Origin of the sequence: Citrobacter sp. H12-3-2 (assembly GCF_009649895.1) — a bacterium.
In the GTDB taxonomy this organism is placed as follows: Bacteria; Pseudomonadota; Gammaproteobacteria; order Enterobacterales; family Enterobacteriaceae; genus Citrobacter; species Citrobacter portucalensis.
Window position 1 is genome coordinate 1,728,103 of sequence record NZ_CP045837.1, and the last position, 14,728, is coordinate 1,742,830.

A 14,728-nucleotide genomic window follows, 5' to 3' on the forward strand; every position below is an offset into this window, starting at 1 on the left:
CGCTTTCTCATTCACATTGTCTCTGGGTTGTCTTCCACTGAGTCGCGTTGGTTTCGAAAATTAGGAGAATAACCTTAGCTTTCTTTATCGCTCCCGTTTAGTCTTACGGCAAACTGCGGTTTTTGTTATATTTTCGCTGCCTCGTCGGGAAAAAATAAAGAGAGAATCAACATGAAATGGCTATGTTCTGTAGGTGTCGCGGTGAGTCTGGCGTTGCAACCAGCGCTGGCGGACACGCTGTTTGGTAACCATCCTCTGACGCCAGAAGCGCGGGATGCATTCGTTACCGATTTACTTAAACAGATGACCGTGGATGAGAAAATTGGGCAACTACGCTTGATAAGCGTAGGGCCTGATAACCCGAAAGAAGCCATCCGCGAGATGATCAAAGACGGGCAGGTTGGGGCAATTTTTAACACCGTCACGCGCCAGGATATCCGCAAAATGCAGGATCAGGTGATGGAGCTCAGTCGCCTGAAAATTCCTCTCTTTTTTGCCTACGACGTATTGCACGGCCAGCGTACCGTGTTCCCGATAAGTCTCGGCCTGGCGTCCTCTTTTAATCTCGATGCGGTCAGAACCGTTGGCCGTATTTCCGCGTATGAAGCTGCCGATGATGGTCTGAATATGACCTGGGCGCCAATGGTCGATGTCTCTCGCGATCCGCGCTGGGGCCGTGCTTCAGAAGGTTTTGGTGAAGACACGTATTTAACGGCTACGATGGGTAAAACCATGGTGGAAGCGATGCAGGGGAAAAGCCCGGCGGATCGCTATTCGGTGATGACCAGCGTCAAGCACTTCGCCGCCTATGGCGCGGTTGAAGGTGGCAAGGAATATAACACCGTCGATATGAGCCCACAGCGTCTGTTCAACGACTATATGCCGCCGTATAAAGCCGGGCTGGATGCCGGTAGCGGTGCGGTGATGGTGGGTCTTAATTCGCTAAACGGTACGCCTGCAACCTCAGACGCCTGGCTGTTAAAAGACGTGCTGCGTGATGAGTGGGGCTTTAAGGGGATTACCGTTTCCGATCACGGCGCGATTAAGGAACTGATTAAGCACGGTACCGCCTCCGATCCTGAAGATGCGGTGCGTGTGGCGATCAAGTCCGGCATCAACATGAGTATGAGTGATGAGTATTACAGCAAATATCTGCCGGGCTTGATTAAATCCGGCAAAGTGACGATGGCGGAGCTGGACGACGCCGCGCGCCACGTGCTGAACGTGAAATATGATATGGGGCTGTTTAACGATCCGTACAGCCATCTGGGAGCCAAAGAATCTGACCCACAGGACACCAACGCAGAAAGCCGTTTGCATCGCAAAGAGGCGCGTGAAGTGGCGCGCGAAAGCCTGGTGCTGCTGAAAAACCGTCTGGAAACGTTGCCGCTGAAAAAATCCGCCACAGTGGCGGTTGTCGGTCCGCTGGCCGACAGCAAGCGTGATGTGATGGGCAGTTGGTCCGCCGCCGGTGTTGCCGATCAGTCGGTAACGGTGCTGACGGGGATTAAAAATGCCGTCGGCGAACAGGGCAAAGTGCTGTACGCCAAAGGGGCGAATATCACCAACGACAAAGGCATTGTCGATTTCCTCAACCTGTATGAAGAAGCGGTAAAGGTTGACCCGCGTTCGCCGCAGGCGATGATCAATGAAGCCGTTAACGCCGCGAAGCAATCTGATGTGGTTGTCGCGGTAGTCGGTGAAGCGCAGGGCATGGCGCATGAAGCCTCCAGCCGCACCGATATCACCATTCCACAAAGTCAGCGTGACCTGATTGCCGCGCTGAAAGCCACGGGTAAACCGTTGGTTCTGGTGTTGATGAACGGTCGTCCGCTGGCGCTGGTGAAGGAAGATCAACAAGCCGATGCGATCCTCGAAACCTGGTTTGCCGGTACGGAGGGCGGTAACGCCATCGCCGATGTGCTGTTTGGTGATTACAATCCGTCAGGCAAGCTGCCGATGTCTTTCCCGCGCTCTGTTGGACAGATCCCGGTCTATTACAGCCATCTCAATACCGGTCGTCCGTATAACGCCGATAAGCCGAACAAGTACACCTCGCGCTACTTTGATGAAGCCAATGGTCCGTTGTATCCCTTTGGTTATGGCCTGAGCTACACCACGTTTACGGTTTCTGATGTGAAGCTCTCTTCTCCGACGATGAGGCGTGACGGAACCGTGACGGCCAGCGTGCAGGTGACCAACACCGGCAAGCGCGAAGGTGCAACGGTGATTCAGATGTATTTACAGGATGTGACCGCCTCCATGAGTCGTCCGGTAAAACAGCTGAAAGGTTTTGAAAAAGTGAATCTTAAGCCAGGTGAAACTCAGACCGTCAGCTTCCCGATTGATATTGAAGCGCTCAAATTCTGGAACCAGCAGATGAAATACGATGCAGAACCTGGCAAATTTAACGTTTTCATCGGCGTGGATTCCGCCAGAGTGAAGCAGGGCGAATTTGAACTGCTGTAATAGATGAATAAAGTCATGCAGCATGCCTGATGGCTCTACGCTTATCAGGCTGACAAAGTCGTATCATCCGGCAAATTCATATTGGGTTTGCCGGATTTTTTTATTTTATTATCGCCTTACCGCTAATAACTCTCAGCGTTACCACCCAATTGCCAGGTTAAGGCTTGATTTTTCGACTATGCTTTTTCCTCAAGTCTCTGAAAAGGGCCGCAAAAGGATGAGGAGTACAGCATGATAATCTCAAAAGTATCGGTGGGTTCGCTGGTGCTGTTAGCCGCGATAAGCCTACCCTTACAGGCCGCGTCACCCGTCACGGTTGGTTCAAAAATAGATACCGAAGGGGCGCTGCTCGGCAACATTATTTTGCAGGTGCTCGAAAGCCATGGCGTGAAAACCGTCAATAAAGTACAGCTGGGTACCACTCCAGTAGTGCGTGGGGCAATCACCTCCGGTGAGCTGGATATTTATCCGGAATATACCGGTAATGGCGCATTCTTTTTTAAAGATGAAAATGATCCCGCGTGGAAAAATGCGCAGGCCGGTTTCGAGAAAGTGAAAAAGCTGGATGCAGAGCAAAATAAGCTGGTCTGGCTAACACCTGCACCCGCCAATAATACCTGGACCATTGCGGTACGCCAGGATGTCGCGCAAAAGAACAAGCTTGAGTCCCTTGCTGATTTAGGCCGCTACCTAAAAGACGGGGGAACGTTCAAACTTGCTGCCTCTGCTGAATTTATCGAACGGGCTGACGCGTTGCCTGCGTTTGAAAAAGCCTATGATTTCAAACTGAATCAAAATCAGCTGTTGTCGTTGGCAGGAGGAGATACCGCGGTGACGATTAAAGCAGCGGCGCAGCAGACTTCTGGAGTCAATGCGGCGATGGCTTATGGCACCGATGGCCCGGTTGCGGCGCTCGGTCTGCAAACTTTAAGCGATCCAAAAGGTGTCCAGCCCATTTATGCGCCAGCACCCGTCGTACGTGAATCGGTGCTGAAAGACTACCCGCAAATGGGAGAATGGCTACAACCGGTTTTTGCCAGCCTGGATGAAAAAACGTTGCAGCAGCTGAATGCCAGTATTGCCGTGGAGGGGCTGGATGCGAAAAAAGTTGCAGCAGACTACCTGAAGCAAAAAGGATGGATGAAGTAACGGAGTTTGCAGCAGGTGGGTGTTTTGTCAAAGATTTCAGTTAATCGGGTGCTGTTGTTACTGGTACTTCTTACCTTCGCGGCGGCAGCGCTGCCTTTCATTAGCTATGCGCCTAATCGCCTGGTCTCCGGTGAGGGGCGCCAACTCTGGGATATCCGGCCCGACATGGCGTGGGGATTGGCAGTAGCCTGTTCGCTGCTGTTTCTTCTGTGCTTTGTACCGGGAAAGCCCGGCAATATATTGACGCTTGTTATTAGCCAGTTGCTGGTTATTGCAGCGCTGGTAACCGCAGGAACAACGGCAACGTATCTGGCCCAGACGGGAAGTCCACTGGCCAGAACCAGCCTGGGCAGCGGGTTCTGGTTGGGGCTAGGACTACTGTTGCTGGCCGCCAGTGACGCCATTCGTCGCATAACCGAGCTGGCATCATGGCGTTGGCTGTTGCACGCGCAAATGTTTATTTTTCCGCTGGTGCTTTTGTTCTCCGGCATGTTTAACGATCTATCCCTGCTTAAAGAATATGCCAACCGTCAGGATGTCTTCAACGACGCCCTGGCGCAGCATCTGACAATTCTGTTCGCTACCGTGGTGCCCGCGCTGCTTATTGGTGTGCCGTTGGGCATCTGGTGTGCTTTCTCTGTCTCCCGTCAGGGGCCGGTTTTTGCGGTACTGAATATCATCCAAACCATTCCCTCAGTCGCGCTGTTTGGCCTGTTAATTGCGCCCCTTGCCGGGTTGGTGAAGCACTTTCCTTTGTTGGGTTCGCTCGGCGTCGCCGGAACCGGCCTGACGCCTGCGCTTATTGCGTTAGTGCTGTATGCGCTGTTACCGCTGGTACGTGGCGTTGTGGCTGGCTTGAATCAGGTGCCGCAGGATGTACTGGAAAGCGCCCGAGCGATGGGGATGAACACTTTCCAGCGGTTTGTCTCGGTGCAGTTCCCGCTGGCATTGCCAGTCTTCTTGCGCAGTTTACGGGTAGTGATGGTGCAAACGGTGGGAATGGCGGTGATTGCTGCACTGATTGGCGCAGGGGGATTTGGCGCGCTGGTCTTTCAGGGATTGCTCAGTAGCGCCGTCGATTTAGTGTTGCTGGGCGTGATCCCGGTTGTGGTACTGGCGGTATTGATTGATGCGCTGTTTGATTTAGGGCTCGCGATGCTAGAGGTATCGAATAATGATTGAATTTCGCCATGTCAGTAAAACCTATGGCCAGCAAAAAGCCGTTGACGACCTTAATCTGCGGTTGGGGGAGGGCAGCTTTTCGGTGTTAATTGGCACGTCAGGTTCCGGGAAATCCACCACGCTGAAAATGATCAATCGGCTGGTTGAACATGACAGCGGACAGATTCGCTTTGCCGGGGAAGAGATCCGCAGCCTACCGGTACTGGAGTTAAGGCGGCGCATGGGATACGCGATTCAGTCTATTGGCTTGTTTCCCCACTGGACCGTCGCGCAGAACATCGCCACGGTGCCGCAGCTACAAAAGTGGTCGCATTCACGTATTGATGACCGAACAGACGAACTGATGGCGCTGCTGGGTCTTGAGGAAAGTTTGCGCCATCGTTACCCGCATCAGCTGTCTGGCGGGCAACAGCAGCGGGTCGGAGTGGCGCGTGCCCTGGCGGCAGATCCGCAGGTACTGCTGATGGATGAGCCTTTTGGCGCGCTGGATCCGGTCACCCGCGGTGCGCTGCAGCAGGAGATGACGCGTATTCATCGTCTGCTCGGGCGTACCATTGTGCTGGTGACGCATGATATCGACGAGGCGCTAAGGCTGGCGGAGCATCTGGTTCTGATGGATGCAGGAAAGGTAGTGCAGCAAGGCACGCCGCTGTCGATGCTGACAGCACCGGCGAACGAATTCGTGCAAACATTCTTTGGCCGTAGTGAACTGGGCGTACGTCTGTTGTCGCTTCGCACGGTAGGGGATTTTATCCGTCGCGGTGAACACACAGCCGGTGAACCGTTGGTAGATGAAATGACGCTGCGTGATGCGTTGTCGGTGTTCGTAGCGCGCGGTTGCGACGTCTTGCCGGTCGTGACCCCGCAGGGGTTGTCCTGCGGGACGCTTCATTTTCGTGATTTGCTTTCGGAGATGCCGACCCGTGAAACGTCTTGCTGATCCGTTGTTATGGCTTATTGTCCTGTTTCTGGTCCTGTTAGTTGGGTTGCCTCATAGTCAGGCCTTATTCAGTGCGCTATTTCCGGCACTACCGCGTCCCGTGTATCAGCAGGAAAGTTTTGCGGCGCTGGCACTGAGCCATTTTGGCCTGGTGGGGATTTCGAGCCTGATTGCCGTACTTATTGGCACCGGGGCCGGTATAGCGGTAACCCGGCCCTGGGGCGCGGAATTCCGGCCGATGGTGGAAACCATCGCCGCCGTGGGGCAGACCTTTCCGCCAGTTGCTGTGCTGGCGATAGCTGTACCGGTGATGGGATTTGGTCCTGAACCGGCAATTATCGCGTTGATCCTGTATGGCGTATTACCGATCTTGCAGGCAACGCTGGCGGGACTCGGCGGAATTTCACCCAGCGTGATGGATATTGCCAGCGGAATGGGCATGAGTCAGGGGCAGCGGCTGCGTAAAGTCGAGTTGCCGCTGGCGGCCCCGGTGATTCTGGCCGGGATTCGCACGTCGGTGATTATTAATATCGGCACCGCAACCATCGCCTCAACCGTTGGGGCAAACACGCTGGGTACGCCGATTATTATCGGGCTGAGTGGGTTCAATACCGCCTATGTGATTCAGGGAGCGCTGCTGGTCGCGCTGGCGGCGGTAATTGTTGACCGCGGGTTTGAGAAATTAGCGAGGCATCTTACCCGGCACGTAAAATAAAAGTATAGCCTGCCAGCATGACACCGCCGATACCGCCGATGGCCATCAGCAGGAAGAGGGTAATGACACCGATTTTAGCTGCGCTCATTATGCACTCCTTATGTGAATCCAAGCATTGTACACGTTTGTTAATAGAATATTAAGAGCCTGGATCATTAGGCGTTATTGGCGCAGACAGTTTGAACACGGCCAGCGCGGAAGAACCGGAGCGTACACGTAGTACGTGAGGATTCTGAGCACTGCCCAGGTTCGAAATGGCAAGCAAAATAGCCCTAATGGGCCAGGCTCTAAATACCGAGTGGATAAATATCGTGACCCAACGCGCGCCATTCGTTCAGCTGTTGCTGCTGAGCGGGCGTTTGGTTCTCGCCGCACCAGACAAGCAAGGTGCGACCTTCAAACAGCTCCGGTCGCAGTTGGTTCAGCGAATGGGCAAGGACGTCAATGCGCCATCCCTGCTGGCTGGCGACCCAACCTTCCAGCCATAAACGGGTCGTATCATGAATGTTCCAGCCAACCACCAGAGCATCTTTCCCCTGTTTCTTACGCGCTGAGGCCAGACAAATCGCGATATAGTTGATCAGTACGCCGTCGAGGATCCCCAGTAACGCCTGCAGGATCGGCTGTTGGCATTGCAGACGTCGGCGTAACGGAATGAACAAATGGGTGTTGAGCGTTTGTGCGGGATAATCCTGGCCGCGCTCTTTGATCCACAGTCTGAGGCTATGCAGATTATTACTTTGCAAATAGCTCAACAGCGTCTCTTGTTGTTCACGCCAATCGTTATGCACATCAATGCTCTCATTGCTGAGCAACATTTTAACCTTGCTGACCTGGACACCGTTGTTTATCCAGCGTTTTATCTCGCGGATCCGGTCGATATCCGCATCGTTAAACAGGCGATGCCCGCCGTCTGTCCGCTGCGGTTTAAGTAATCCGTAACGCCTCTGCCACGCGCGTAAAGTGACAGGGTTGATATCACAAAGCAAAGCCACTTCACCTATTGTGTAAAGCGCCATCGTCGTCTCACTCTTGCTCGCGAGGTCCCAGTTTTACTTTAGACGCTCTTTTGCGAACCAGGTAGTTTTGTCTGTTTTTTGATCTATGAATGGGTGATTTTGTAACCATGCTCGCGCTTTCGAGTGATCGTTCTCACAAATTCGTCTTTTTTTGCAACACTTCAAAGAAAGTTACACGCAGCCCATGTATGTTACGCGCTTTTAAGTGATGTGTGGTTGGCGGGTATGTACGAGTTTAATCTGGTGTTGCTGCTGCTTCAGCAGATGTGTGTGTTCCTCGTTATCGCGTGGCTCATGAGCAAAACGCGTTTGTTTATCCCGCTGATGCAGGTGACTATCCGACTCCCGCACAAACTGCTTTGCTATGTTACTTTTTCCATTTTCTGCATTTTAGGCACCTATTTCGGGCTGCACATTGATGACTCCATTGCTAACACTCGCGCTATTGGCGCGGTGATGGGCGGGCTGCTTGGCGGCCCGGTGGTTGGCGGTTTAGTTGGTCTTACCGGCGGTTTGCATCGTTATTCGATGGGGGGGATGACTGCGCTTAGCTGCATGATCTCGACCATTGTGGAAGGGTTGCTCGGCGGGCTGGTGCACAGCGTGCTTACCCGTCGTGGTCGTACCGATAAAGTCTTTAGTCCGCTGACCGCGGGAGCGATTACCTTTGTTGCCGAACTGGTGCAGATGCTGATCATCTTATTAATTGCGCGTCCGTTCGATGATGCGTTTCGGTTGGTCAGCAATATTGCCGCGCCGATGATGGTGACCAATACCGTGGGCGCCGCCTTATTTATGCGTATTTTGCTCGATAAACGGGCGATGTTTGAAAAATATACCTCCGCTTTTTCCGCCACAGCACTCAAAGTTGCCGCCTCAACGGAAGGTATTTTGCGCCAGGGATTCAACGAGGTTAACAGCATGAAGGTTGCTCAGGTGCTGTATGAAGAGTTGGATATCGGTGCGGTGGCGATTACCGACCGTGAGAAACTGCTGGCATTTACCGGTATTGGTGACGATCACCATCTACCCGGAAAACCTATTTCATCGTCATATACCCAACGCGCGATTGAAACCGGAGAGGTGGTGTATGCCGATGGGAATGAAGTTCCTTACCGTTGCTCTTTGCACCCGCAATGCAAATTAGGCTCGACGCTGGTGATCCCCCTGCGAGGTGAAAACCAGCGGGTAATGGGGACCATCAAACTTTATGAGGCCAAAAACCGCCTCTTTAGTTCGATCAACCGTACGCTGGGGGAAGGGATCGCCCAACTGCTTTCGGCGCAAATTCTGGCCGGGCAGTATGAGCGGCAAAAAGCGATGCTCACGCAGTCGGAAATAAAACTCCTGCACGCCCAGGTCAATCCCCATTTTCTGTTTAATGCTCTCAACACCATCAAAGCTGTGATCCGACGCGATAGCGAGCAGGCCAGCCAACTGGTGCAGTATCTGTCGACGTTCTTTCGTAAAAATTTAAAACGCCCGTCGGAAATTGTGACGCTGGCAGATGAAATTGAACACGTTAATGCTTATCTGCAAATTGAAAAGGCACGATTCCAGTCGCGTCTTCAGGTGACCTTGACGGTGCCAGAAGAACTTTCGCATCAGCAATTACCCGCCTTTACTCTGCAACCCATCGTGGAGAATGCCATTAAACACGGTACTTCTCAGTTACTGGATACCGGTGAAGTATCGATTACCGCCCATCGCGAAGGGCAATATCTGATGCTGGATATCGAAGACAATGCCGGGCTGTATCAGCCAACCTCAGAAGCCAGTGGACTGGGTATGAATCTGGTCGATAAACGACTGCGCGAGCGGTTTGGCGATGATTTTGGCATCAGCGTAGCGTGTGAACCTGACCGCTTTACCCGAATCACTTTACGACTTCCTCTGGAGGAACTGGCATGATCAAAGTGCTGATTGTCGATGACGAACCGTTAGCCCGGGAGAATCTGCGGATCCTGTTGCAAGAGCAAAGCGACATCGAGATTGTCGGTGAATGTTCGAATGCGGTGGAAGCCATTGGCGCGGTGCATAAATTGCGTCCGGATGTTCTGTTCCTTGATATTCAGATGCCGCGAATCAGCGGCCTGGAAATGGTTGGCATGCTTGATCCCGAGCATCGTCCGTACATTGTTTTTCTGACCGCCTTTGATGAGTATGCGGTGAAAGCCTTCGAAGAACATGCGTTTGATTATCTGCTCAAGCCGATTGAAGAAGCACGGCTGGAAAAAACGCTAATCCGTTTGCGTCAGGAGCGTACCAAGCAGGATGTATCACTGCTGCCAGAAAATCAGCAGGCGCTGAAGTTTATTCCGTGCAGCGGCCATAGCCGGATTTATTTGCTGCAAATGGATGATGTGGCGTTTATCAGCAGTCGCATGAGTGGTGTGTATGTGACGAGCAGCGATGGTAAAGAAGGCTTCACTGAGTTGACGCTCAGGACGCTGGAGAGCCGTACTCCTCTGCTGCGTTGTCATCGGCAATATCTGGTAAATATGGCGCAATTGCAGGAGATCCGTCTGGAAGACAACGGTCAGGCGGAACTGATTTTGCGTAACGGACTGACCGTTCCGGTGAGTCGTCGTTATCTTAAAAGTCTAAAAGAGGCGATTGGACTGTAAAACTGATACACTGCGCGCCATTGCATCACCGACAGTTGAAGGCTCTATGCTAAGTAACGATATTCTTCGTAGCCTGCGCTACACCCTGAAAGCGAACAATAACGACATGGTGCGTATTCTTGCGCTTGCTGACATGGAATCCACCTCCGCAGGTTTCGATACCTGGATGACAAAAGAAGATGAGGCTGGGTTTGTTCGTTGCCCGGATATCATTCTCTCCGGTTTTTTAAACGGCCTGATTTATCATCTGCGTGGTAAAGATGATTCTGCACCGGAACTGGCGCTGGAGCGTCGTGTTAATAACAATACGGTGCTGAAAAAGCTGCGTATCGCCTTTTCGCTGAAAACCGACGATATTCTGGCTATTATGACCGAGCAGAAATTCCGTGTGTCGATGCCGGAAATTACCGCCATGATGCGTGCCCCTGATCATAAGAACTATCGCGAATGCGGCGATCAGTTCCTGCGTTATTTTCTGCGTGGTTTGACATCACGGGTACATAACGCGAAACCATAAAGAAAAAATGGGCGACACCGATTAACATCGGGTCGCCGATGGTTTACTTCACTTCTTTAAAACCCGCCGATTCCATTACCGTTTGCATTTGCTTCATGCTGATGTTTTTATCGGCGTTTTCAGAGAGTTTCATCCCTGAAATGGCCTGCAACGCTTTTATATCAACTTTTTCCATATCGATAGTGACATTTTCTTGCGCGTAGGTATCTGAATAGGTGAGTTTTTCTTCTATGCCAGTAATGTTTTGATATTTGGCGCTTAATGCGTCGAATACTTTTGCTGCTTCCTCTTTATTGCTGGCACCGACTGACGCATAGCTAATTTTACTTTCGGAGATTTGCTTCAGGACCTTATCACCTTTATAGGTGTAAGAGACGGTGATATCAGAACCATTAATGTTGGCATTGAATGTTTTTTTCTCTTCTTTATCACCACATCCCGCCAGGGAAAAAACCACAATCGATGCCACGGCGAGAGAAAATAATTTTTGTAACGCTTTCATGTAAAACTCCATTTCATGAATATCGGATGTTAAATAATAACGTCCACGAATCTGGTGAGCCCGGACTACCTTGATACCAGAGCAGTATAGAATAAATCTAATATTAACAACGAAGCAGTCCGAAAATGGAGCAGGGGTTAAGATTAGAGGAAGCACTTGCGTAGCAAAAAAAAGCGCTGCGGTTGCAGCGCTTGAGATGTTTGATTTACTTCACCTGTTGGCCTGGTTTTGCACCTTCGTCCGGGCTTAACAGGAAGATATCTTTCCCGCCAGGACCTGCGGCCATCACCATCCCTTCGGAAATGCCGAAGCGCATCTTACGTGGTGCCAGGTTGGCAACCATAATGGTCTGGCGGCCAATCAGGACCTGCGGATCTGGATACGCAGAACGAATACCAGAGAAGACGTTACGTTTCTCACCACCGAGATCCAGCGTCAGACGCAACAGTTTGTCGGAACCTTCCACGAATTCGGCGTTTTCAATCAGCGCTACACGCAGGTCAACTTTGGCAAAATCGTCAAAGGTGATGGTTTCCTGAATCGGGTCATCAGCCAGCGGGCCGGTAACCGGTGCAGCAGCTGCTTTCACTTCTTCTTTCGACGCCTCAACCAGCGCTTCAACTTGTTTCATGTCGATGCGATTGTACAGCGCTTTAAAGGTGTTGACCTTGTGGCCGAGCAGTGGCTGCTCAATGGCATCCCAGCTCAGTTCGCTGTTCAGGAAAGCTTCAACACGTTCAGCAAGCGTTGGCAGAACCGGTTTCAGGTAGGTCATCAGCACGCGGAACAGGTTGATACCCATGGAGCAGATCGCCTGCAGGTCGGCATCGCGGCCTTCCTGTTTAGCTACGACCCACGGTGCCTGTTCGTCAACGTAGCGGTTTGCCACGTCGGCCAGCGCCATGATTTCACGGATAGCTTTACCAAATTCACGGCTTTCCCATGCTTCGCCAATCACCACTGCGGCGTCGGTGAAGGTTTTATACAGCGCCGGGTCGGCCAGTTCATTCGCCAGAACGCCGTCAAAACGCTTAGCAATAAAGCCGGCGTTACGGGATGCCAGGTTGACTACTTTGTTGACGATATCGGCGTTAACGCGCTGGACAAAGTCTTCCAGGTTCAGGTCGATGTCATCAATACGTGAAGAAAGCTTCGCGGTGTAGTAGTAGCGCAAGCTGTCGGCATCGAAGTGCTTCAGCCAGGTGCTGGCCTTAATGAAGGTGCCGCGAGATTTGGACATCTTCGCGCCGTTCACCGTCACATAACCGTGTACAAACAGGTTGGTCGGCTTACGGAAGTTGCTGCCTTCCAGCATGGCAGGCCAGAACAGGCTGTGGAAGTAAACGATATCCTTACCGATGAAGTGATACAGCTCGGCGTCAGAATCTTTCTTCCAGTACTCGTCAAAACTGGTGGTGTCACCGCGCTTATCGCACAGGTTTTTGAATGAACCCATATAGCCAATTGGCGCGTCCAGCCAGACATAGAAGTACTTGCCAGGCGCATTCGGGATTTCAAAACCGAAGTACGGGGAATCGCGAGAGATATCCCACTGTTGCAGGCCGGATTCGAACCATTCCTGCATTTTGTTGGCGACCTGCTCCTGTAACGCGCCGCTGCGCGTCCACGCCTGCAGCATTTCGCTGAATGACGGCAGATCAAAGAAGAAGTGTTCGGAGTCACGCATCACCGGCGTTGCGCCAGACACGACGGATTTCGGCTCGATAAGTTCGGTCGGGCTGTAGGTTGCGCCGCAGACTTCACAGTTATCGCCGTACTGATCCGGAGACTTACATTTCGGGCAGGTGCCTTTAACGAAACGGTCCGGCAGGAACATGCCTTTTTCCGGATCGTAAAGCTGGGAGATTGTACGGTTCTTAATAAAACCGTTCTCTTTCAGGCGAGTATAAATCAGCTCAGACAACTCACGGTTCTCTTCGCTGTGCGTCGAGTGGTAGTTGTCATAGCTGATGTCAAAACCTGCAAAATCAGTCTGATGCTCCTGACTCATTTCACCGATCATCTGCTCTGGCGTGATCCCAAGCTGCTGTGCTTTCAGCATGATTGGCGTACCGTGTGCGTCGTCCGCGCAGATGAAGTTAACCTGGTGGCCGCGCATTCGCTGGTAACGGACCCAGACATCAGCCTGGATGTGCTCCAGCATATGGCCGAGGTGGATTGAGCCGTTGGCGTACGGCAGCGCGCACGTTACCAGAATTTTCTTCGCGACTTGAGTCATAGTGGGCAATTACTTCTTTTGTAGTGAAAAGGGCTTTGATAGTACCAAAATGGTAATTACTGCGCCAAGCGATAAGGGCATTTATCCGTAAATGAATAATTGTTGCGGTTGGAGTAAACTACCTGGTGACTATTGTATATTCAGAACAACAAAAAGGAGTCGGGATGAACGCACAATCCCAGGCCAAATCACCAGAGACCCTGCGCGCCATGGTTGCCGGGACGCTGGCGAATTTTCAGCATTCAACCCTGAAGCATAATCTGACGACGCTTAAAGCGTTGCACCACGTCGCCTGGATGGATGACACGTTGCACGTTGAGCTGGTCATGCCGTTTGTCTGGCATAGCGCGTTTGAGGAATTAAAAGAGCAATGTAGCGCCGATCTGCTGCGTATTACCGGTGCGAAAGCGATCGACTGGAAACTGTCGCATAACATCGCGACGTTGAAGCGTGTGAAAAACCAGCCGGGTATTAATGGTGTGAAAAACATCATCGCCGTCAGTTCAGGTAAAGGTGGCGTGGGTAAATCCTCTACCGCCGTGAACCTGGCGCTGGCGCTGGCTGCAGAAGGGGCGAAGGTAGGGATTCTGGACGCCGATATTTATGGTCCGTCTATTCCGACAATGCTTGGCGCGGAAAACCAGCGTCCAACCTCGCCAGATGGTACCCACATGGCACCGATCATGTCTCATGGTCTGGCAACGAACTCCATTGGTTATCTGGTCACTGACGATAACGCGATGGTATGGCGCGGCCCGATGGCCAGCAAAGCGCTGCTGCAGATGTTGCAGGAAACCTTATGGCCGGATCTTGATTATCTGGTACTGGATATGCCGCCGGGCACCGGTGACATCCAGCTGACGCTGGCGCAGAACATTCCGGTAACGGGCGCGGTTGTTGTCACTACGCCGCAGGACATCGCGCTGATCGATGCGAAAAAGGGCATCGTGATGTTCGAAAAAGTCGAAGTGCCGGTACTGGGTATTGTTGAGAATATGAGTATGCATATTTGCAGCAACTGCGGTCACCATGAACCGATCTTCGGTACCGGTGGGGCACAGAAGTTGGCCGAGCAGTATCACACTCAACTGCTGGGACAGATGCCGCTGCATATTTCTCTGCGTGAGGACCTCGATCGTGGTACGCCGACGGTGATTAGCCGTCCTGATAGCGAATTTACTGCTATTTACCGCGATCTGGCAGGACGAGTGGCTGCGCAGCTCTACTGGCAGGGAGAGGTTATTCCGGGCGAAATTGCCTTCCGCGCGGTGTAATTTATAGCGTTACAGATATTCACCGCATCAATGTATTATTGATACGGTGAATATATTAAATTTAAAAATCTTACGATATTGTTCATTCTGCGTTT

At 52.0% G+C, this 14,728-nt stretch carries 13 protein-coding genes; 9 read left to right on the forward strand and 4 right to left on the reverse strand.

Annotated elements, in window-relative coordinates; all coding sequences use genetic code 11:
- Positions 1-171: 171 nt before the first annotated feature.
- The 5 genes from bglX to GHC22_RS08165 all read left to right on the forward strand — a co-directional run bounded on the left by bglX (position 172) and on the right by GHC22_RS08165 (position 6,455).
- Positions 172-2,469, forward strand: a complete 2,298-nt coding sequence (bglX, locus tag GHC22_RS08145; protein WP_153752632.1) for a beta-glucosidase BglX — start codon at positions 172-174, stop codon at positions 2,467-2,469.
- Positions 2,470-2,700: 231 nt separating this feature from the next.
- A complete protein-coding gene (locus tag GHC22_RS08150; protein ID WP_153752634.1) occupies positions 2,701-3,618 on the forward strand; it encodes an ABC transporter substrate-binding protein in 918 nt (305 codons plus the stop codon).
- A gap of 15 nt (positions 3,619-3,633) precedes the next feature.
- On the forward strand, positions 3,634-4,800 hold the full coding sequence (locus GHC22_RS08155; protein ID WP_304518541.1) for an ABC transporter permease: 1,167 nt from the start codon (positions 3,634-3,636) through the stop codon (positions 4,798-4,800).
- A complete protein-coding gene (locus tag GHC22_RS08160; RefSeq protein ID WP_153752638.1) occupies positions 4,793-5,740 on the forward strand; it encodes an ABC transporter ATP-binding protein in 948 nt (315 codons plus the stop codon). Before GHC22_RS08155 ends, GHC22_RS08160 begins: the two co-directional genes overlap by 8 nt.
- Positions 5,724-6,455 (forward strand): ABC transporter permease, encoded by a 732-nt coding sequence (locus GHC22_RS08165; protein ID WP_048234924.1) that lies wholly within the window; start codon positions 5,724-5,726, stop codon positions 6,453-6,455. Before GHC22_RS08160 ends, GHC22_RS08165 begins: the two co-directional genes overlap by 17 nt.
- On the opposite strand, the gene GHC22_RS08170 is transcribed toward GHC22_RS08165, so the two are convergent.
- Together GHC22_RS08170 and mlrA are read right to left on the reverse strand one after the other, a co-directional pair.
- On the reverse strand, positions 6,436-6,543 hold the full coding sequence (locus GHC22_RS08170; RefSeq protein WP_003027354.1) for a protein YohO: 108 nt from the start codon (positions 6,541-6,543) through the stop codon (positions 6,436-6,438). The two genes, GHC22_RS08165 and GHC22_RS08170, sit on opposite strands and share 20 nt — an antisense overlap.
- Before the next feature lie 199 nt (positions 6,544-6,742).
- Positions 6,743-7,474, reverse strand: coding sequence for an HTH-type transcriptional regulator MlrA (gene mlrA / locus GHC22_RS08175; protein ID WP_153752640.1), 732 nt, complete (start codon positions 7,472-7,474; stop codon positions 6,743-6,745).
- A 225-nt stretch (positions 7,475-7,699) separates the two neighbouring features.
- On the opposite strand from mlrA, the gene GHC22_RS08180 reads away from it, so the two are divergent.
- From GHC22_RS08180 to GHC22_RS08190, 3 genes are read left to right on the forward strand one after another with little or no spacing between them, the layout of a single operon-like run.
- A complete protein-coding gene (locus GHC22_RS08180) occupies positions 7,700-9,385 on the forward strand; it encodes a sensor histidine kinase (RefSeq protein WP_020996665.1) in 1,686 nt (561 codons plus the stop codon).
- A complete protein-coding gene (gene btsR / locus GHC22_RS08185; RefSeq protein ID WP_003840155.1) occupies positions 9,382-10,101 on the forward strand; it encodes a two-component system response regulator BtsR in 720 nt (239 codons plus the stop codon). The genes GHC22_RS08180 and btsR overlap by 4 nt, the downstream gene beginning before the upstream one ends.
- A gap of 46 nt (positions 10,102-10,147) precedes the next feature.
- Complete coding sequence (locus GHC22_RS08190) at positions 10,148-10,618, forward strand: DUF1456 family protein (protein ID WP_003834454.1); 471 nt, start codon at positions 10,148-10,150, stop codon at positions 10,616-10,618.
- A gap of 43 nt (positions 10,619-10,661) precedes the next feature.
- Here the strand turns inward: GHC22_RS08190 and GHC22_RS08195 are convergent, their stop codons facing one another.
- Together GHC22_RS08195 and metG are read right to left on the reverse strand one after the other, a co-directional pair.
- Positions 10,662-11,120, reverse strand: a complete 459-nt coding sequence (locus GHC22_RS08195) for a YehR family lipoprotein (protein WP_057066540.1) — start codon at positions 11,118-11,120, stop codon at positions 10,662-10,664.
- A gap of 205 nt (positions 11,121-11,325) precedes the next feature.
- Complete coding sequence (gene metG, locus GHC22_RS08200) at positions 11,326-13,359, reverse strand: methionine--tRNA ligase (RefSeq protein WP_032943974.1); 2,034 nt, start codon at positions 13,357-13,359, stop codon at positions 11,326-11,328.
- A 164-nt stretch (positions 13,360-13,523) separates the two neighbouring features.
- On the opposite strand from metG, the gene apbC reads away from it, so the two are divergent.
- Positions 13,524-14,633 carry an iron-sulfur cluster carrier protein ApbC gene (gene apbC / locus GHC22_RS08205; RefSeq protein ID WP_043016929.1) on the forward strand — a complete coding sequence of 370 codons (1,110 nt, stop codon included), beginning with the start codon at positions 13,524-13,526 and terminating at the stop codon, positions 14,631-14,633.
- The last annotated feature ends 95 nt before the right edge of the window (positions 14,634-14,728 follow it).

What these genes read in the sequence shown, in the direction of transcription:
- bglX (WP_153752632.1), top strand. Translation starts at nt 172, where the DNA reads ATGAAATGGCTATGTTCTGTAGGTGTCGCGGTGAGTCTGGCGTTGCAA.
- GHC22_RS08150 (WP_153752634.1), top strand. Translation starts at nt 2,701, where the DNA reads ATGATAATCTCAAAAGTATCGGTGGGTTCGCTGGTGCTGTTAGCCGCG.
- GHC22_RS08160 (WP_153752638.1), top strand. Translation starts at nt 4,793, where the DNA reads ATGATTGAATTTCGCCATGTCAGTAAAACCTATGGCCAGCAAAAAGCC.
- GHC22_RS08170 (WP_003027354.1), bottom strand. Translation starts at nt 6,543, where the DNA reads ATGAGCGCAGCTAAAATCGGTGTCATTACCCTCTTCCTGCTGATGGCC.
- mlrA (WP_153752640.1), bottom strand. Translation starts at nt 7,474, where the DNA reads ATGGCGCTTTACACAATAGGTGAAGTGGCTTTGCTTTGTGATATCAAC.
- GHC22_RS08180 (WP_020996665.1), top strand. Translation starts at nt 7,700, where the DNA reads ATGTACGAGTTTAATCTGGTGTTGCTGCTGCTTCAGCAGATGTGTGTG.
- btsR (WP_003840155.1), top strand. Translation starts at nt 9,382, where the DNA reads ATGATCAAAGTGCTGATTGTCGATGACGAACCGTTAGCCCGGGAGAAT.
- GHC22_RS08190 (WP_003834454.1), top strand. Translation starts at nt 10,148, where the DNA reads ATGCTAAGTAACGATATTCTTCGTAGCCTGCGCTACACCCTGAAAGCG.
- GHC22_RS08195 (WP_057066540.1), bottom strand. Translation starts at nt 11,120, where the DNA reads ATGAAAGCGTTACAAAAATTATTTTCTCTCGCCGTGGCATCGATTGTG.
- metG (WP_032943974.1), bottom strand. Translation starts at nt 13,359, where the DNA reads ATGACTCAAGTCGCGAAGAAAATTCTGGTAACGTGCGCGCTGCCGTAC.
- apbC (WP_043016929.1), top strand. Translation starts at nt 13,524, where the DNA reads ATGAACGCACAATCCCAGGCCAAATCACCAGAGACCCTGCGCGCCATG.